Raw genomic sequence first — 14,954 nt, forward strand, 5'->3', positions numbered from 1 at the left:
AAAGGAGTACGAATGGTCCACAACAGAAGTAGACGCTACAGGCGCCCATTTCTTAAATAAACATCGCCACTCGTCCTTCTGTTTTCCTGCTGATCCGCTTTTCCCCTTTCAAATACCGGCTGACTCCTATCATACCATAAGCTGATGCATTGATGAACAACAAATACACACAGTTCTTTTTCTTGACAGTCCATAACTATTTATTGTGAATGCTTCATTCTTAATGTATTCAACCATTTTCTAGCTTCTTGCGCATTTCTATGCCCGATCGATTCCAGCATAGATACGGCCAATCATCCCCATCGCTGTGCCTCTCCCAGATGACCGCGCGCGCCATAACACGAGCAATTCCATAGTAGGCCAGCGCAAGTAATTCTTGAGCCCCATACGGCGCCAATGTATACATCCCGCGAAAAAGCGCTTCCGCTTCATCGAGCCGGCCCTGACGCAGTTGCATATTGCCATATTCGTAGAAACCAGTGGCAAGAACAAATACATAGCCGAGTTGTCGTGCGTGTTTGATAGCTTCTTGAAAAGAAACCTCTGCCTGTTCACGGTCTTCTTCAAGCATAGCCATCGTTGCCAGATCACTATAAACTCCACAAATCCATTCGCGAAGTCCCAGTTGTTGAGCAAGCACCAATGCATCTTGAAAATATTTTCTGGCCGCTTTATAGTTCTCTAATGCAAGTTCGCATCCACCAAGATTGAGCAAACAATTACATACTTGCTCCTTGTAGCCTATCTGCTCGGCCAATATCAACGCCTTTTGCAAATTTTCTCTCGCCTCCCCATGCCTTCCCTGCTCCCTCAGATTTACGCCTGGATTCGCTATTAAAAGGCACATTAACTCTCGATCATGAAGAAGTTCTGCAAGGGATAACCCCTCCTGTAAACAGGCTTCTGTCTGCTTATAGTTCCCTCTATAAATAGATAAAGTTCCTAAATTTTAAATATAAAACACAAATATCGCTTTTTATACTTACTTGCCATATAAAGTCCGTCCAGTAGATGTCGCTCTGCTTGCTCATATAGTCCTCGCTTTGACTCAATCCATCCTAGATCCGTTAGAGCGCTACAAATATATTCTTCATTATTCATCTGCTGAGCGAGTTCGAGAGCACCACGAAAGCATTCTTCGGCTTGAGCAAGATGTGCCAACTTTTGTAATACCTGTCCCTGATAAAAGAGGGCCCGAACAACAAGTACCGGAGCCTTGTACTCCCAGCCAATCGCCTCAGCGCGTAAAGCAAGCTGTCTGGTAATTTCATAATGAGCAGTGCTCATTAAAAACGGTACATACATCAAAAAGAGTTCCGCAAACTCTTTCCCTTTCCCCACACCGACTATTTGTTCCAGGCAGGCAAGAGTAGTGACGCACTCCTGTTGTAATAGCTCATATTCTTTTTGATACATCTCACCAAACTCCATCAAATAAGCGAGCAAGCGGCAGTACGCCTTCTCAAGTCCACCAACCTCGTGCAAACGCTGCCAGGCATAATCATGTACCGTTTGCTGGATGGTATAGCGTCCCTGAGAACTGAGTTCCAGCAATCCACTATCACGCACGAGATGAAACTGCTCAACAGTACAATTCATTACTGCACATGCCATCTCCTCCGAGAATGTATTTGGCTTGGCAGGGATCGTCTCCAACGCATAAAAAGCTCGCTGCAACTGTTCTGGCAATTGGTGTTCAGAGATTGCAATAACTGCCCGTAAAGAAAGCGGTAGATCAGCGTTCAAGCTGGGATGTTGTTTGGTCGGAGCTTGCGGCTCCTGAATACTCAACCGTTCATCCAAACGCTCAATACGTTCCAGAGCCGCAATAATCCGGCGGGTACGCCCACTATAGGCCTGCTTGCGCACATAATTTCCGAGTAATTCAAGCGCCAGCGGCAAGCCAGCGACCGCTTGAACGAGTTGTTGGGCCTTCTCAGTCATATCCAGCCCAGGAACAAGCATTTGCAACAATTGTACGCCCTCTTCCTGACTCAGTTCCTCAACTTTCACAGCCCCCCCTCACCGGCCAGTGTGGCAGCAACTTCTGAAGAACGCGTCGTAATTAGATACGCGCAGTAGGGGCCACCAATTTGTAAGTTTCGTGCATCCTCGATCCTCCAAGCATCATCAAGGACAATCAGAAAAGCTCTCTCCCCTATCGCCTCCTGCAACAGACGTCTCCACTCATCACTCTTTTGCTTTGCCTGAACAGTGGGAGAAACATCAAGCAATGTGCCCCACCTACTCAAAATAGTGGTCGGCTCAGGCGCTAAGCCTAACCCTGCCCACAAAACGCCATCAAGAAAATCCGCTCTTACTTCGGGGTCATGCGCCAGCGCTGTTTTTCCCACGCCCGGCATCCTATACAGAGCGCCTGTCCCTCCACCATCATTCAATTCATCGTTAGCGGTCCAGATCCACTGCTTGATTGCTTCCAGTACCTCGGCGCGCCCGACCAACGGAAATGGAGGTAACTGGGGGATTGCAGAATCATAGATCGGTTCTCGTTCTTTCTGCACCAGTTCTTTTTTTGTCACCGGATCGACTTCCTTGCAAGCTCCATTGCTGCTTTTTCGAGCATTCTTCCTGATCCCTCTTTTCTGCCTGCGGCCTTTACGCGCCCATACTATTTATCATTACCTATAATAACACAGTTCTTCACCCCTAAAAGGCATAACTTCTGTCAAACTTTTTTCATTCGAGATAATTTAAAACACTCCTCTTTACCTTGTACTAATTATAGCCTGATACAAGTATGAATGCCCAAAAAGAAAATGTCTATCCGAAAAACCGCCGAATTTTCACACGATTTTCACGGAAACTCATTGAAGGCAAAACGGGCTTTATATTATAATGCTGCTTGAAATAGCTTTTCGGCTTCTTGTTTTGATGGCAACAATCCGCTTCCGGGTAGTACTTTTTTGTCGAGAAGACAAAATTTGTTGAAAAACATCGATACATCTTATACTATCTTCAATAGAAAGATAGTACATTAACAGGTATCGTCTGTGCTAGACCAGAAAAGCGGAGGGACAGTATCTACGCCACTGCATTTCCAGATGAGAAGTAGAACTGTGTTTGCCAGCAAATCCCGGCACTAGCAGGCAGTCCAGCATAATAATATATTGTCTGCTTTCTCTTTATACAGGGAGAACCTGGAGGGAGCCAGGGAAACAGACAATTCGCTTTTGCCGTTCATATGAAGCCGAGGGAATGGCTCCACTGAACAAATATAAAGCACCAGGTATTTTAGGGGAAAAGGAACAGAAAAGCTTGAAGTAGTAAACCTGGATATAGTAAGCTAGTACCTGTCCTGTAGATATACGCTGCGTGGGCAGCAAGGGATCGGACGAATTCAGATAAGTTGCCTTATAGTTAAGGCAAAGGCTCGATCCTAGTAACAAATAGAGGTTCCGGATACCACACTACTTTATCTAAAGGCTTTCTGTTCGCTCCCACTTGAAGAAAGGAAGACACGCACATGAACAAAAAGAAACTCATGCTCTGGATTATACCGGCACTGGTTCTGTTGCTGGCGCTTACGCTTGTAGCTATTCAAGTCACAACCGGCGTTCATGCAGCAGGGGCTGGAACACCCAGTGATCCCGGTGTCATTCACCCATTTGCATTCTTCCCAGAATAATATCTAAAAAGCAGGGGCGCTTTTGTGAAGAAGCTCCCCTGCGTCCCAAGCAACCTACAGTGAAGCTAACCAATCCCTCACCTCATGTGCATTACGGTGCCCCATGTTTTCCAGACTTACGGCACTTTCAGAACCAAGCGCTTTTGCTTTCTCTATTTCTCCGCGTGACGCCGCTATCTTTGCAAGCCCATATTGAGCAAGGGCCAGAAGATCAGCAGCCCCTTTAGGGGTAATAGTCAATACATCCTGAAACACTTCTTTTGCTTTCTCTATTTCCTCAAGATCAAGCAACAACGTTCCATATTCACACAGAGCAAGAGCTATCATAAAAGGGTTTCCTATTTTTCTTGCCAATTTCAGGCTATTCTCAAAACTTCGTTTTGCCCTTTCAAATTTCCTCTGTCCTCGAAAGGCTATTCCCTGATTAATAAGTAATGCGCTTAAACGTTCCTTATGTTCGATCTGATAAGCTATCTCAAGACCTTCTTGGCAGCTATTCTCAGCTTGCTGATACTTTCCCAGTTCTATTTCAACCCCACTAAGATTTGTTAATAACGAGCAAATTCGATCCTTCTGCCCAATTTTTCGGGCAAGTGCCAAACCTTCACGGAAATACTGGGCGGCTATAGAAAAATCCCCTCTCTGACCTGCATTCACCCCTAAATTCGACAACATAAAACAGGTTAATTCTTGATCTCCGATCTGCTGAGCCAGCCTCAACCCTTCTTGCAGGTAGGCTTCACTTTTGGCATAATCTCCCAGGTAAATCGAGACCGATCCAAGCACCATCAAAATAGAACTGATACGTTTGAGATCTCCTATCTGGCGGGCAATGGTTAAGCCCTGTTGAAGATAGTCTTCCGCAAGGTCGTATTTCCCCATTTTGGTATTAACCCAACCGAGATCATTGAGAAATGCGCTGATAAGGCTCCGATCTTCGATCTGCCGGGCTACCTCTAATCCATCCTGGAAGGTCGTTTCTGCCTGCACAAAATCGCCCTGCTGCTGCAATACCTGTCCATAATAGAGCTGTAACAACGCTATATCCTGCTTTCGGCTCAGCGCCTGCGCAGCTTCGATCGCATGTTGCAGATGCAGACCAGCCAGCGCATAGGAACCATGCCGCATAAAACGAGGTATAAAGGCAAGGGCACAGCGTACCAGCGTTTCCCATACTTGCAGGTTATAGGCCATCTCCATCGCGGCAAGGATGTTGGTACTTTCCTGCTCCAGTTGTTGATAATCGTCCTTATTTGTTTCAACGAAATCAAGCACAAAGTCCAGCAGGCGCCCCCGCGCCGCCCTCTCAGCCGCGTTATCCAGTTCAAGCTGATAGGCTGCATAGTCACGAATAACCTGATGGATCATATAGCGACTGGTCCCATTGCTTTCCAGAACACCGGAGTCACTTAACATGTCCAGCACTTCAACGTCACAGGCAGCCACCGCCAGCGCCATATCTTCAGAGAACGTATTTGGTTTGGCAGGAATGACCGAGAGGTTATACAGAGCCGCACGAGCCTCTTCCGAGAGTAATTGATCTGTGACAGAAATAACCGAAACAAGCGAGATATGCTGGTTGCTTTCCAGACTTGAATGGCCTTCCACCGGACCATGAGGCTCTTTAACCATTAAACGGGCCTCGGCATCGCTCAGGCGCTCAAGAGCAGCGGCAATTCGGCGGGCATGTCCGCTATAGGACTGTTTCCGCAAATAGTTTCCCATCAACGTCAGGGCCAGCGGCAGACCGCCAACAGCCTGCACAAGATCCAGCGCCTTCTGCGGCTCACGATCAACCACCATCGGGGCCAGAGAGCGTAGTAACGTCATACTCTCTTCTACCCCAAGTTCCTCAATGCGAGTTGCGCCATCCATCGCGATAAACGTCGCAATATCAGAATGGCGTGTCGTCAACAGGTGAGCGCAATTCGGACCGCCAACTTTAAACGCCAGCGCCTCTTCAACGTTCCAGGCATCATCAATAACTAGCAACATCGCGCGACTTCCAATCGCATGATGAATTGCCTTTGCCCATGCCTCACCATCACTCAAACTTGCCATCTCAGAAGGGGCAATTCCTAAAAGCGTTCCCCACCGCCCGAGTAAGCCAAGCACATTGGGTTTCGGGCCAAGTGCAGCCCAGAGAATCCCATCACGAAAATGGGCCCGTACCTCCGCATCGTGCGCAAGCGCAACGGAGAGCGCTGTTTTGCCAACACCGGGAAGCCCATTCAACGCGGTTAGCGCGACATTGCCCCCGGTAAACAAACGCTTCTTGATCAGGGCCATCTCTTTATCACGCCCAACTAGACGGATAGCGGGCTGAAGCGGAATCGCAGAATCATAGATTGGTACACGCTCATGCGGCTTGCTCGCTTCTTCTCTTGCCGCCTGTTGCCGCTCTGCTGCTTGCTGTTCCGCCTTCTGTTCCTCAGGTGAAGGCACCAGATCCAGTTCTTGCGCCGTTTTCCCAAATAGCTGACACAGCTTTCGCCGAAAGTACGGATTGGGCTTGGTAATACCACGCTCCCAACGGCTCACATTCACATGGGTCGTTCCAATCTTTTCTGCGACTTCTTGCTGAGAGAGGGCAAGACTGACGCGAGCTTCAGTGAGCCGTACACGTGGTAATGGCTCATGCTCTGGATGATTGCGCTCCACTATTCTCAAGTCCTTCCTGACTGCATGCATTTGCGTCCCACTGGCGCATACATAGCACTACGCACCCGTAATCTGATTACACATCCTTCTTTCCTTCACTTGTATAAAACGAGAGGAAAAGAAAAAAAGGAACAGCATCGTTACTCGCACGCTCGTGTTCAGTGCATTCATAGTTTCCGTCTGGATCATCCGGGAAAAATGATCAGCTTATTATACCCGCCCGGAGCGGCCCCCACTGTTTATTTTCCAGGGCAAAAGACAGCCAATCCCAAAAATGATAAATATGTTTAAATGAATGATAACATATGATCTTTCCTTTGTGTACGGCTATGGTCCATAATTTTAACAGAAGGTCCGCTAGCCAGAAGTAAAGGAATACAAAGGCAAGAGTGGATACGGTAAGTGGGTCTGGAAGCAGCTTAATCCGAGAGAGGATGTTATTCTCGGTCCATATCAGCAGGGACGACTGATAGTTTGACGGTCAGCAGAACCGGCAGGGATGCCGTGCTGCTCCACCCACCTTACCACCTATTATTGACAAATTTCAATGTAGGATGCCGGTATTGAGCGAGACGGGGCACGCTCTCCAGAGGAGGACGCCAACATATGCAGGATCAACAGACAGGGAACGTCACAAACCGGACTCCCTTCTCGCACTCCGCACAAAACGTCCAGACGGGACTTTCGCCAGATGATATGGCAACCCATCCCGCGAGACACATCACCCGATCGCTACACAGTATGTCTCTCGTCCCAATGGCGCAACAGAAGCGAGCAGCACGTTACCAGCGTCTTCGCACATCACGACGACAGGGAGCCGCCCCGATCACAGAACCATTGCATCGGACGGATATCCTGCCCGGAGGAACGGCCAGACAATATACCAGACAATATACAGATAGCTCCAGATTCACAGCTATTCATGTTCCTCCTCCCATGACGAAGCGGTTACGTGCAAAGCCCGAGGGCCAAGCTCACCCTCGGGTTATGTCCCTTCCCTATCAGGGGGTGGTGCCTGTGGAGACGAGAGCAGCGGCTTCACAGGCAGTACCTTCTGTTATCGCAAGCGCCAGCATGAGAGATGTGCAGAACAGAAGCTTTTACTACCTTCTGGCCCTGCTGACACTCAGCACAATCGGTATTCTCATTTGCGGATATCTTTTCCATATCACAAACTAGAAAACAGGAGAGAGTAGAGCGACAATAACAAAGCCCGGGAGCGGCAAGAGAGGACGGAGCAGCCATGACTTTGCAAAAGATCTATGCGCGTAAAAGTAAAGCTGCGACCAGCGAAGTGAAAAAAGACCCTGAGATTCTCCATTTCTCATTGCAAGATGCGCTCCCGACAGGGCATATTCTGGCGCTGAATACCAAATTCGGTACGCTGTCGTATCTTGCATACGATGGGGACCGGCTTCAGATGATCGCTCAAGAACAGTTCACCGGAACCGAGATGAGCGTCCTGCTGCCGCTATTGGATATGTTCCCGTACTTTTGCCCGTATGAAGCGCTGTACGCCAGCTTCTACAACGGACGCGTGAGTGAAGAGGCTGTGGCTCAGGCCCGACGACACCTGAATCGAGCCCAGGAAGAGAACAGTTGGGATCAGGAAATGCGACCCATACGTGACGCACTCTCACGGACACGCCTAAAACTGAAGCACTTTGGCTTTGACATCTCGTCCATTCTCTCGACCGGTTACATTCTGCTCGTCTCGGCAACACCAATGCCGGTTATACGAGCCTGATAGAGCAACGGACCGTGAAGCAGACATTATCGCACCGTCCCTTTGCTCCCTCACCTTCCCGGTAGCACATCCGTGGGGTTTGCGGTCCCCCACGGATGGCTAGCCGGGCCCCCCATCAACCTGCTTATTTGCCTTCTTGTCCTTCCTATGTTACAATTTCTATCATTTTCCGGGCTCAGCCTGCTTTCCCTTCCTGACTGGCGTGAGCTGTGGCCCATCTCTATGCGAGCAGGTGAAATCAGAGAAGCCGGGTACATCATTCCACATGCCCCTTCTTCCTTCAAGAACTTGATACGTCCCGGAGCAGATGCCGGGGAGACTTCTTACAACCGGCATACTTGCGACATTGTCGCGATGCATTGGCCTGGAAGGGGCACGCAGTCCAGAAGCGTTAGACGAGGGAACCACGTCGGGCAGACGAGAACCGATACGGCACATGGAAAAGAGTGTAATACAGGTGAAACCTCCTATCAAGCGACATTCTTTTTCTCTACTCGGAGAGCGCGGGTACACTATTTATCTCCCGGCCTCAAGGGAGGAGCCTTCTGACGTGTTTCGGTAATAGATGTCCTTGCTCGCTCAAGCATGCCACCAGTATCACCCAAAAGGAGTGGAAGAGAAACTATTCCTGTTCTGGCAAACCATCCCTTTGAAGGATGCCTGTGATTTTGCCATATGCTACAGTAGCAATGTGTCAGGAGGGCGCTTCTGCGCAGCCCCTTCGTTCCATTTTGGTTTCTTGCAAGGATAAGACGATTGTTGACGACACTTACAAGCCAGCCAGATCGGGTGTCGTGACCTTCAGGAGAGAAGGCCTATCATTTCACACGTCTCTTCTCCCTTTGGAGAAGCCGCCAGACCGACTGCAACTGCTCTACGCTATAAACAGGCAGTGCAAACGGCTAAGCAAGCTACAATGGCAAGTGCCGGACACACCTGCTGAAGCGGAAATACTCTTTCCAACGTGTTATAAAGAATCACTCTATTTCGACCCTTGCCGAAATGTCTGAAACGAAAGGAATGCCACAAAATCATGGTTGAGACCTCTCACACTCCGTCGCCCACACATCGCCCTGGTCCAGCTCGCCTCACCGACCTGAAAGACAGCCTGCTGCTCAACGGGCAGGCGCTTTCGATTGGTCAGAACCTTGAAGTGTGTATTTTGGGTCACTGGCTCCCGGGACAGGTTGCCCATGATACAACAGGCTGGTATCTGCTCACTCCGGACCGTATCGGTATTCGGTTACGGGCTGGCGTCCTGGTCCGCCTTCCTGAACAAGAGGCTCGCCACACACCAGAACAACAGAGATCGCGCTTTCATTAGTTTCGTTACTGACTTCTAAAGAAGCGATATTTCTCCTCCACCCGCTGCACATTGCCGTCGGGGCATAGTGCAGTCTGCTTTTTTCGGCTGGTAACAGTCACCCTTTTTCCCTCTCCTTCGTTACACATACAGGTAACTGATAACAGAAGAAGTGATTCTCTACCTGTTCTACTTCTCCAGCTCTTATTTCACAGCTTTTGGGTCCGAAGTAGTTGTTGTCATCTTACAATGGAGGATAGTCATGCGTATAGCACAAATAGCTCCCCCCTGGATCAGCGTACCCCCCAAAAACTATGGCGGTACTGAAGCCGTGATCGCGCATCTGATAGAAGAACAGGTCAGGAGTGGACATGAGGTCACGATGTACGCGCCAGAAGATACGCGCACCTCGGCCCGGCTCATCTCCTTTATTCCCCACCCTCTGCTGGAAGAGGGAAGACCCTGGCACGCGCCCCTTAAAGCATACTACCATCTGGTGAAAGCCATCGAGCATATTCAGGAACAGGCCTACGATGTGGTACATGCCCACCTTTCTTCACCAGCAGATATGTACCTGTACCCGTTGCTTTCATCCCTTTCTACACCACATGTCGTGACATTGCACAGCCCTTTTCCCTTTGACCAATGCGACGACTGGCAGGGAGATGCCGACTCTTTCTTTATGGATTGGTCTCCCTCGGTACCACTGGTCGCCATCAGTGAAAGCGCTCGAAAGCAAGCCCTGCAACAGCTTCCTCAACTCAACTTCGCAGGCGTGGTTCCTAACGGATTATCCACTGACGACTATACACCAATTGGCCACCACCGAGAGAACTTTCTTGTTTGGCTCGGGCGCTTCTCCCCGGAAAAAGGCCCGCATCACGCCATTGAGGCTGCCAGGCGCAGCGGGATCCCGCTGATGCTGGGCGGGACCATTGATCACACCTCCAAAGAGACGCAGGACTACTTCCATCAGACCATTGAGCCACAGATTGATAACCAGCACATCCGCTACCTCGGTGCGGTCAATATGGAACAGAAGCAAAGGCTGCTCAGCCGAGCCCGGGGCTTCCTGAATCCCATTGAATGGGAAGAGCCATTCGGCATGGTCATGATTGAAGCGATGGCCGTTGGCTGTCCTGTTATCACATTCCGACATGGTGCCGCGCCCGAAGTTGTCCATCATGAAGTTAGCGGCTTCGTTGTAAATACACTGGACGAAATGATAGAAATGATACCGCATCTGGACAGCCTTGACCAGACGGACATTCGTGCCCATGTCGAGGAACACTTTTCGGTCCGCGCGATGGCCCGACGCTACGAAACCATTTACCGTTATGTGATTGCACAGAGCAAAATTCCCTCGTTCTCATCACCTGGAAGCTAATACTCATGAGGCGCCAGCGGGGGCTGCAAACGTTGTTTCATACCTGTTGCCGCCCGCACTCGCCTCGGTAATAATAAGCTGCCAACGCTCGTTACGCTCATCAAAGGACTCCTGGAAATAGATGTGCAGCTCTGTTCCATTCTTTCCGGTCAACACCATCGTCGCAATCGCAACATCATTTCCAACAACCAGCGTATAGTTATAGCGCTTTGTCGTTGTGGCACAGTGTAGACAACGAAGCAGGATCTGCACATTGCCTGGTGAGGCTATCACACTCTCTAACAGCAGATCGCTCTTCTCGATCTGACTCATCGGCGTAATGGCTCTACCAGCATGGAAGGTGAGCGGAAAGTTGATCCGAAGCGATGCATCAGCGGGACGTAACAACTCAATTCGATCCCTGTTATCGGTGCGTAACACGGTTACCTGCGAGATCTGTAGACTCGCATTCGCTTTCTGAGGGATCTGTTGCAATGGTAGGCTGAGATAATAAAAGGCGATCTTAAACAGCGCATTTTTAAAGGGGATAGATTGATTTCTCCCCCGCATCTCCGCCTGCAAGGGAATGGTCAGACCGTTGCCCACATGCAGAGACATATGCAACATCACATTATCGTCGGAATCACTGGCCCGAGGATACAGCAGCGAATAGGCCAGCCCGATCATATTGACATCCGCGTATATCTGCTCAACACGCAGCTTATAGGGACCCAGTTCCACACTCTGATTAATATCCTGGTAGAGATGCCTGCTACAAATAGATGACGGCTGATTGACCACCTCGTTAAAATAGCAGCTCAGGCGATCGTGCGCGGGATCAAAGATCCGGGACGGAGGAGTAAGCGGCTCTCCTTTTGGCGCTGGCTGCACAGGTCGATTGAGCCAGAACAAGAGCCCACTTGATGTTAACAGCACCACAAGCAGCACAGGCATCCCGATTCGTGTACATAGTTGTAAAAAGCGCCGCTGGCGAAACGGTCGTGTGCTGGCAAGCAGGAGCGCAGGCCGCCTCTCCTGCCTGCGCTCCATATGCTCGGGGAGGAAAGGGGAGGTCACCGATGGCAGCGGAATCGGCACACCTTGTACCATCTGGCGCAGCTCCTTAAGCGGTAAAAGTGCCTCCACAGAGCGCTCAATGTACTGTGTAACCTGTTTCTCCTGAAGGCCCAGACAATCAGCTATCTGAGACTCCGTGAAGCCCATCAGCAGATGCAGGAGTAGACAGGGGTGCTCAGGCCAGGGAAGCTGACCGACATCCCCCAGTATCCGCGCCATATCAGGAGGTAGCGCCTGCCACTGATAGCGCGAGGTAATGGGGAGCGTTGAGCGCTCGTCATAAGCAAGGTTGGTTGCAATCCGATAGAGCCAGAGGACAAATTGCATCGGATCGTGTAAGCCGGGCAGCGCCTCCCAGATCTGCCAGAAGGTTTCCAGAGTCAGTTCTCTCCCCGCTCCGCTCTCCCCGAGCAGGAGAAGCAGGTATCGATACATATGGGCATGATAGCGCTCAAAGAGGCGTTCCATAGCTGAAAGATCGCCTCCCTGAGCCTGCAGAATCAGCGCGTTCTGATCCTCATCGGGACAGGGCTGTGCGCCCATCTCCGGGCCTCCTCTACTCTTTTCTGGCCTCGAAAGGCCACTTGCAACATCATTGTTGCTTCACCAGTTTTTTACGTACAGTGAAAGGTCCACCATGGTAATGTTAGAGAGGAAGACGCACAAAAAAGGTGCTCCCGTGGCCCGGCTCCGACTCACACCAGATACGCCCATTGTGCCGATCCACGATTTCTTTCGAGATAGCCAGTCCAAGTCCCAGGCCCTTCGCAGAAGAAGCCTGTGCATCTGGATCGCGATAGAATGCCTCAAAAATACGGCTCAACTGATCGGGGGCGATCCCTTTTCCATGATCTTTCACCCAGATCAAAGCGGAAGCCGGGCTATGCTCTTCACGCTTTAACCCGAGCTCAACCGGGCTCCCCTCAGCAGAATACTTCAAGGCATTGCTGACCAGATTCACCAGCACCTGTGCCAGGCGATCCTTGTCAATCAGTACCTTGATAGGCTGCTCGGGCAGGACAAGCTGAATAGGGCGCTCGCTGAGGAGCTGCTGATCCTCAATGACTTCACGACAAACCTCAGCCAGATCACAACAGCGCTTACGGAGCTCCACCTTTCCGGCTCTCAGGCTGCTGACGTCCAGCAGTTCTTCAACCAAAGAGGTCAGACGTTGTGTCTGGTCATTCACTCGCTCCAGAGCCTGTTTCATGCCTTTCATTTCCGGGCTCAATTCGCGCATCTTCTCTAAACGGCGCAGAGCTAGCTGTGCCTGTCCGCGAATCGTCGTGATAGGTGTCTTGAGCTCGTGTGACGCGATCGACATAAAGCGGTCCTTTAACTGGTTGGTATCTTCCAGCTTGTGGTTGATTACTTCCAGTTCCTCAGCATATTCCTGCAATTCCTGTTCGGCGGCAAGTGCTTTGAGCCGTTCACGCTCGCGCAAGGCCGTAATCAGCGCAATAGTCAGGCCAGCCACCACAAAGGGCAAGACTTGAATGGCGCTCTGCCAGTCCAACATGTTAGACCCGTTTTCGCGAAACTGCATCATATGGAGCAGGAGCGCACTGAACAGAACCGTCACCACTGAGGAACCAACCCCCCAGAACAGAGCCACAAACAGCACCGGAAGCAGCAAGAAAGCGCTTAAAAAGTTTGCATCGCTTCGTCCAAGCGCCAGTGAAAGCAATGCATTCCCACCCCACGCGAGGACAATCAAGGGAACACTGAAGAGATAGCCCACCAGAGGACGCCGCCAGCGAGGAATACGGGCAGTATACTGCTTGCGTAATTGCACCCGCTGCTCAAAGCTTAATTTCTTCAGCGGGCGTCCCTGAGCTTCTCTGGGAACTCCGGTCATTGGCTCCTGCCTTTCCCCCAAACTGCGTTCTTTATTCTCTTCTTGCAGTGTAGCATATTCTTTTACCATAGAGCAAAAAGAAGCTGTGATATCCAGATTCTGCGGATTATACAGCTCTCTCCTTTCGTGCCAGCTCGGAACTCATGAACTTTTCCTGCAATTGTGCATCGTGCATACAGATCAGGGGAATTTCGGGGTGTGCATTCGCAAAGAGGTACAACCGCTTGAGGGTATCAAGGGCCTGCTCTTTATCAGTCGTCACCATCGAACCAAACAGGGGGTGAAGGGGAGTTGGACCAAGAATATTCTCAACGATGTGACCTGCATCTCCCACAAGAAACAGCGGCGAGCCATTGGAACGCTGAATCAAAAGACCGGTATTTCCGGGTGTATGGCCGGGCAACGAGATCAACAACAGCGACCCATCACCAAAGAGATCTTGTGCAGCCGAAAAGCCCGCGATGTCTCCCGGTTCCAGATCAAACACCTCAACCGGATTGTTCTGCATCAGACGGAGCGTGAGTTCCTTCTTTTCGTTATCTCTTGATTGAAGCAGGGACTCATACTCAATACGGCTCACACGCAACGGTACACCAGGAATATCTGGAACCCCGCCTACATGATCCCAGTGGAGGTGGGAAAGCAATGCGAAATCAAGCGAGATCCCGCCTAACAGCTCGGACAGCGACTTCTCTTGCGTCAAACGACCAAGGGTGCGCCGAAAGAAAGGTGACTGCTCTGCAATGAAGCGTATGGAAATCGCCTCACAAAGCCCGGTATCATACAGAAAGGTCGCTCGGGGATGGCGGATTAACACAGCACTATGGGCGATGGTGCGCGGTCGCCAGGAGAGTACTCCCTGCTGTAGTAGCCACTCGGGCACCTGTGTGCTTCCACAGCGGAAAAACGAAATATCTATCTCGGGCAGATTGTGCCGCTGCCAGTTTTCTGGCGCGCTCTCTGCTCCTTCCAGCTCGATTGTTGGAGGAATAAAACTTTTGACAATTACTCCCGCACCAACAACACCCAATGATATAGCTCCCAATTGTAGCCAGCGCCTCGCAGGCCAACACCGTCTACTCATCTCTATCCTCACATCTCTTTTTTATCATTCATAAGCCGGGAAAACAGGGAAGCTTTCAGCTACCCCTTACATTGCGTCTTCTCCCTGTGCGTGCTCATACATGCATATAAAAAGCCGCCATCAGGAAAAATGAGCACACAAAGCTCCCTATAGTATTGTACGTTTTTCGCTACGCTTCTGTTCCGTCGGAAAACGAATCATCCCTCATGGCA

General features: G+C 50.4%; 12 protein-coding genes. 5 read left to right on the forward strand and 7 right to left on the reverse strand.

The window, feature by feature from the left end:
• Positions 1-229: 229 nt before the first annotated feature.
• The 3 genes from EI42_RS03325 to EI42_RS03335 all read right to left on the reverse strand — a co-directional run bounded on the left by EI42_RS03325 (position 230) and on the right by EI42_RS03335 (position 2,540).
• Positions 230-847, reverse strand: coding sequence for a tetratricopeptide repeat protein (locus EI42_RS03325; protein WP_111318782.1), 618 nt, complete (start codon positions 845-847; stop codon positions 230-232).
• 95 nt (positions 848-942) lie between these two features.
• Positions 943-2,013 carry a hypothetical protein gene (locus tag EI42_RS03330; RefSeq protein WP_111318784.1) on the reverse strand — a complete coding sequence of 357 codons (1,071 nt, stop codon included), beginning with the start codon at positions 2,011-2,013 and terminating at the stop codon, positions 943-945.
• Positions 2,010-2,540: an NB-ARC domain-containing protein gene (locus tag EI42_RS03335; RefSeq protein ID WP_170142315.1), complete on the reverse strand. Its 531-nt coding sequence runs from the start codon at positions 2,538-2,540 to the stop codon at positions 2,010-2,012. The genes EI42_RS03330 and EI42_RS03335 overlap by 4 nt, the downstream gene beginning before the upstream one ends.
• A 944-nt stretch (positions 2,541-3,484) precedes the next feature.
• On the opposite strand from EI42_RS03335, the gene EI42_RS32265 reads away from it, so the two are divergent.
• Positions 3,485-3,646: a hypothetical protein gene (locus EI42_RS32265; protein ID WP_170142316.1), complete on the forward strand. Its 162-nt coding sequence runs from the start codon at positions 3,485-3,487 to the stop codon at positions 3,644-3,646.
• Positions 3,647-3,700: 54 nt separating this feature from the next.
• Here EI42_RS32265 and EI42_RS03340 read toward each other — a convergent pair whose 3' ends face one another.
• Positions 3,701-6,307, reverse strand: a complete 2,607-nt coding sequence (locus EI42_RS03340; protein WP_170142317.1) for a tetratricopeptide repeat protein — start codon at positions 6,305-6,307, stop codon at positions 3,701-3,703.
• 606 nt (positions 6,308-6,913) lie between these two features.
• Here EI42_RS03340 and EI42_RS03345 point away from each other — a divergent pair.
• From EI42_RS03345 to EI42_RS03360, 4 genes are all read left to right on the forward strand, one after another.
• Positions 6,914-7,486, forward strand: coding sequence for a hypothetical protein (locus EI42_RS03345; RefSeq protein ID WP_111318790.1), 573 nt, complete (start codon positions 6,914-6,916; stop codon positions 7,484-7,486).
• Positions 7,487-7,550: 64 nt separating this feature from the next.
• Positions 7,551-8,054, forward strand: a complete 504-nt coding sequence (locus EI42_RS03350; protein ID WP_246046314.1) for a hypothetical protein — start codon at positions 7,551-7,553, stop codon at positions 8,052-8,054.
• 1,033 nt (positions 8,055-9,087) lie between these two features.
• Positions 9,088-9,378, forward strand: a complete 291-nt coding sequence (locus EI42_RS03355) for a DUF5348 domain-containing protein (protein ID WP_111318792.1) — start codon at positions 9,088-9,090, stop codon at positions 9,376-9,378.
• A gap of 241 nt (positions 9,379-9,619) precedes the next feature.
• Complete coding sequence (locus tag EI42_RS03360; protein ID WP_111318794.1) at positions 9,620-10,744, forward strand: glycosyltransferase family 4 protein; 1,125 nt, start codon at positions 9,620-9,622, stop codon at positions 10,742-10,744.
• Between the two features lie 3 nt (positions 10,745-10,747).
• Here EI42_RS03360 and EI42_RS03365 read toward each other — a convergent pair whose 3' ends face one another.
• From EI42_RS03365 to EI42_RS03375, 3 genes are all read right to left on the reverse strand, one after another.
• The gene (locus tag EI42_RS03365; protein WP_111318796.1) at positions 10,748-12,343 is read right to left on the reverse strand and encodes an RNA polymerase sigma factor; all 1,596 of its coding nucleotides are present in this window, start codon (positions 12,341-12,343) and stop codon (positions 10,748-10,750) included.
• A gap of 103 nt (positions 12,344-12,446) precedes the next feature.
• Positions 12,447-13,658: a sensor histidine kinase gene (locus EI42_RS03370; RefSeq protein ID WP_170142318.1), complete on the reverse strand. Its 1,212-nt coding sequence runs from the start codon at positions 13,656-13,658 to the stop codon at positions 12,447-12,449.
• 106 nt (positions 13,659-13,764) lie between these two features.
• Positions 13,765-14,742, reverse strand: a complete 978-nt coding sequence (locus tag EI42_RS03375; protein ID WP_111318800.1) for an MBL fold metallo-hydrolase — start codon at positions 14,740-14,742, stop codon at positions 13,765-13,767.
• Positions 14,743-14,954 lie beyond the last annotated feature (212 nt).

It is taken from the genome of Thermosporothrix hazakensis (assembly GCF_003253565.1).
GTDB lineage: Bacteria > Chloroflexota > Ktedonobacteria > Ktedonobacterales > Ktedonobacteraceae > Thermosporothrix > Thermosporothrix hazakensis.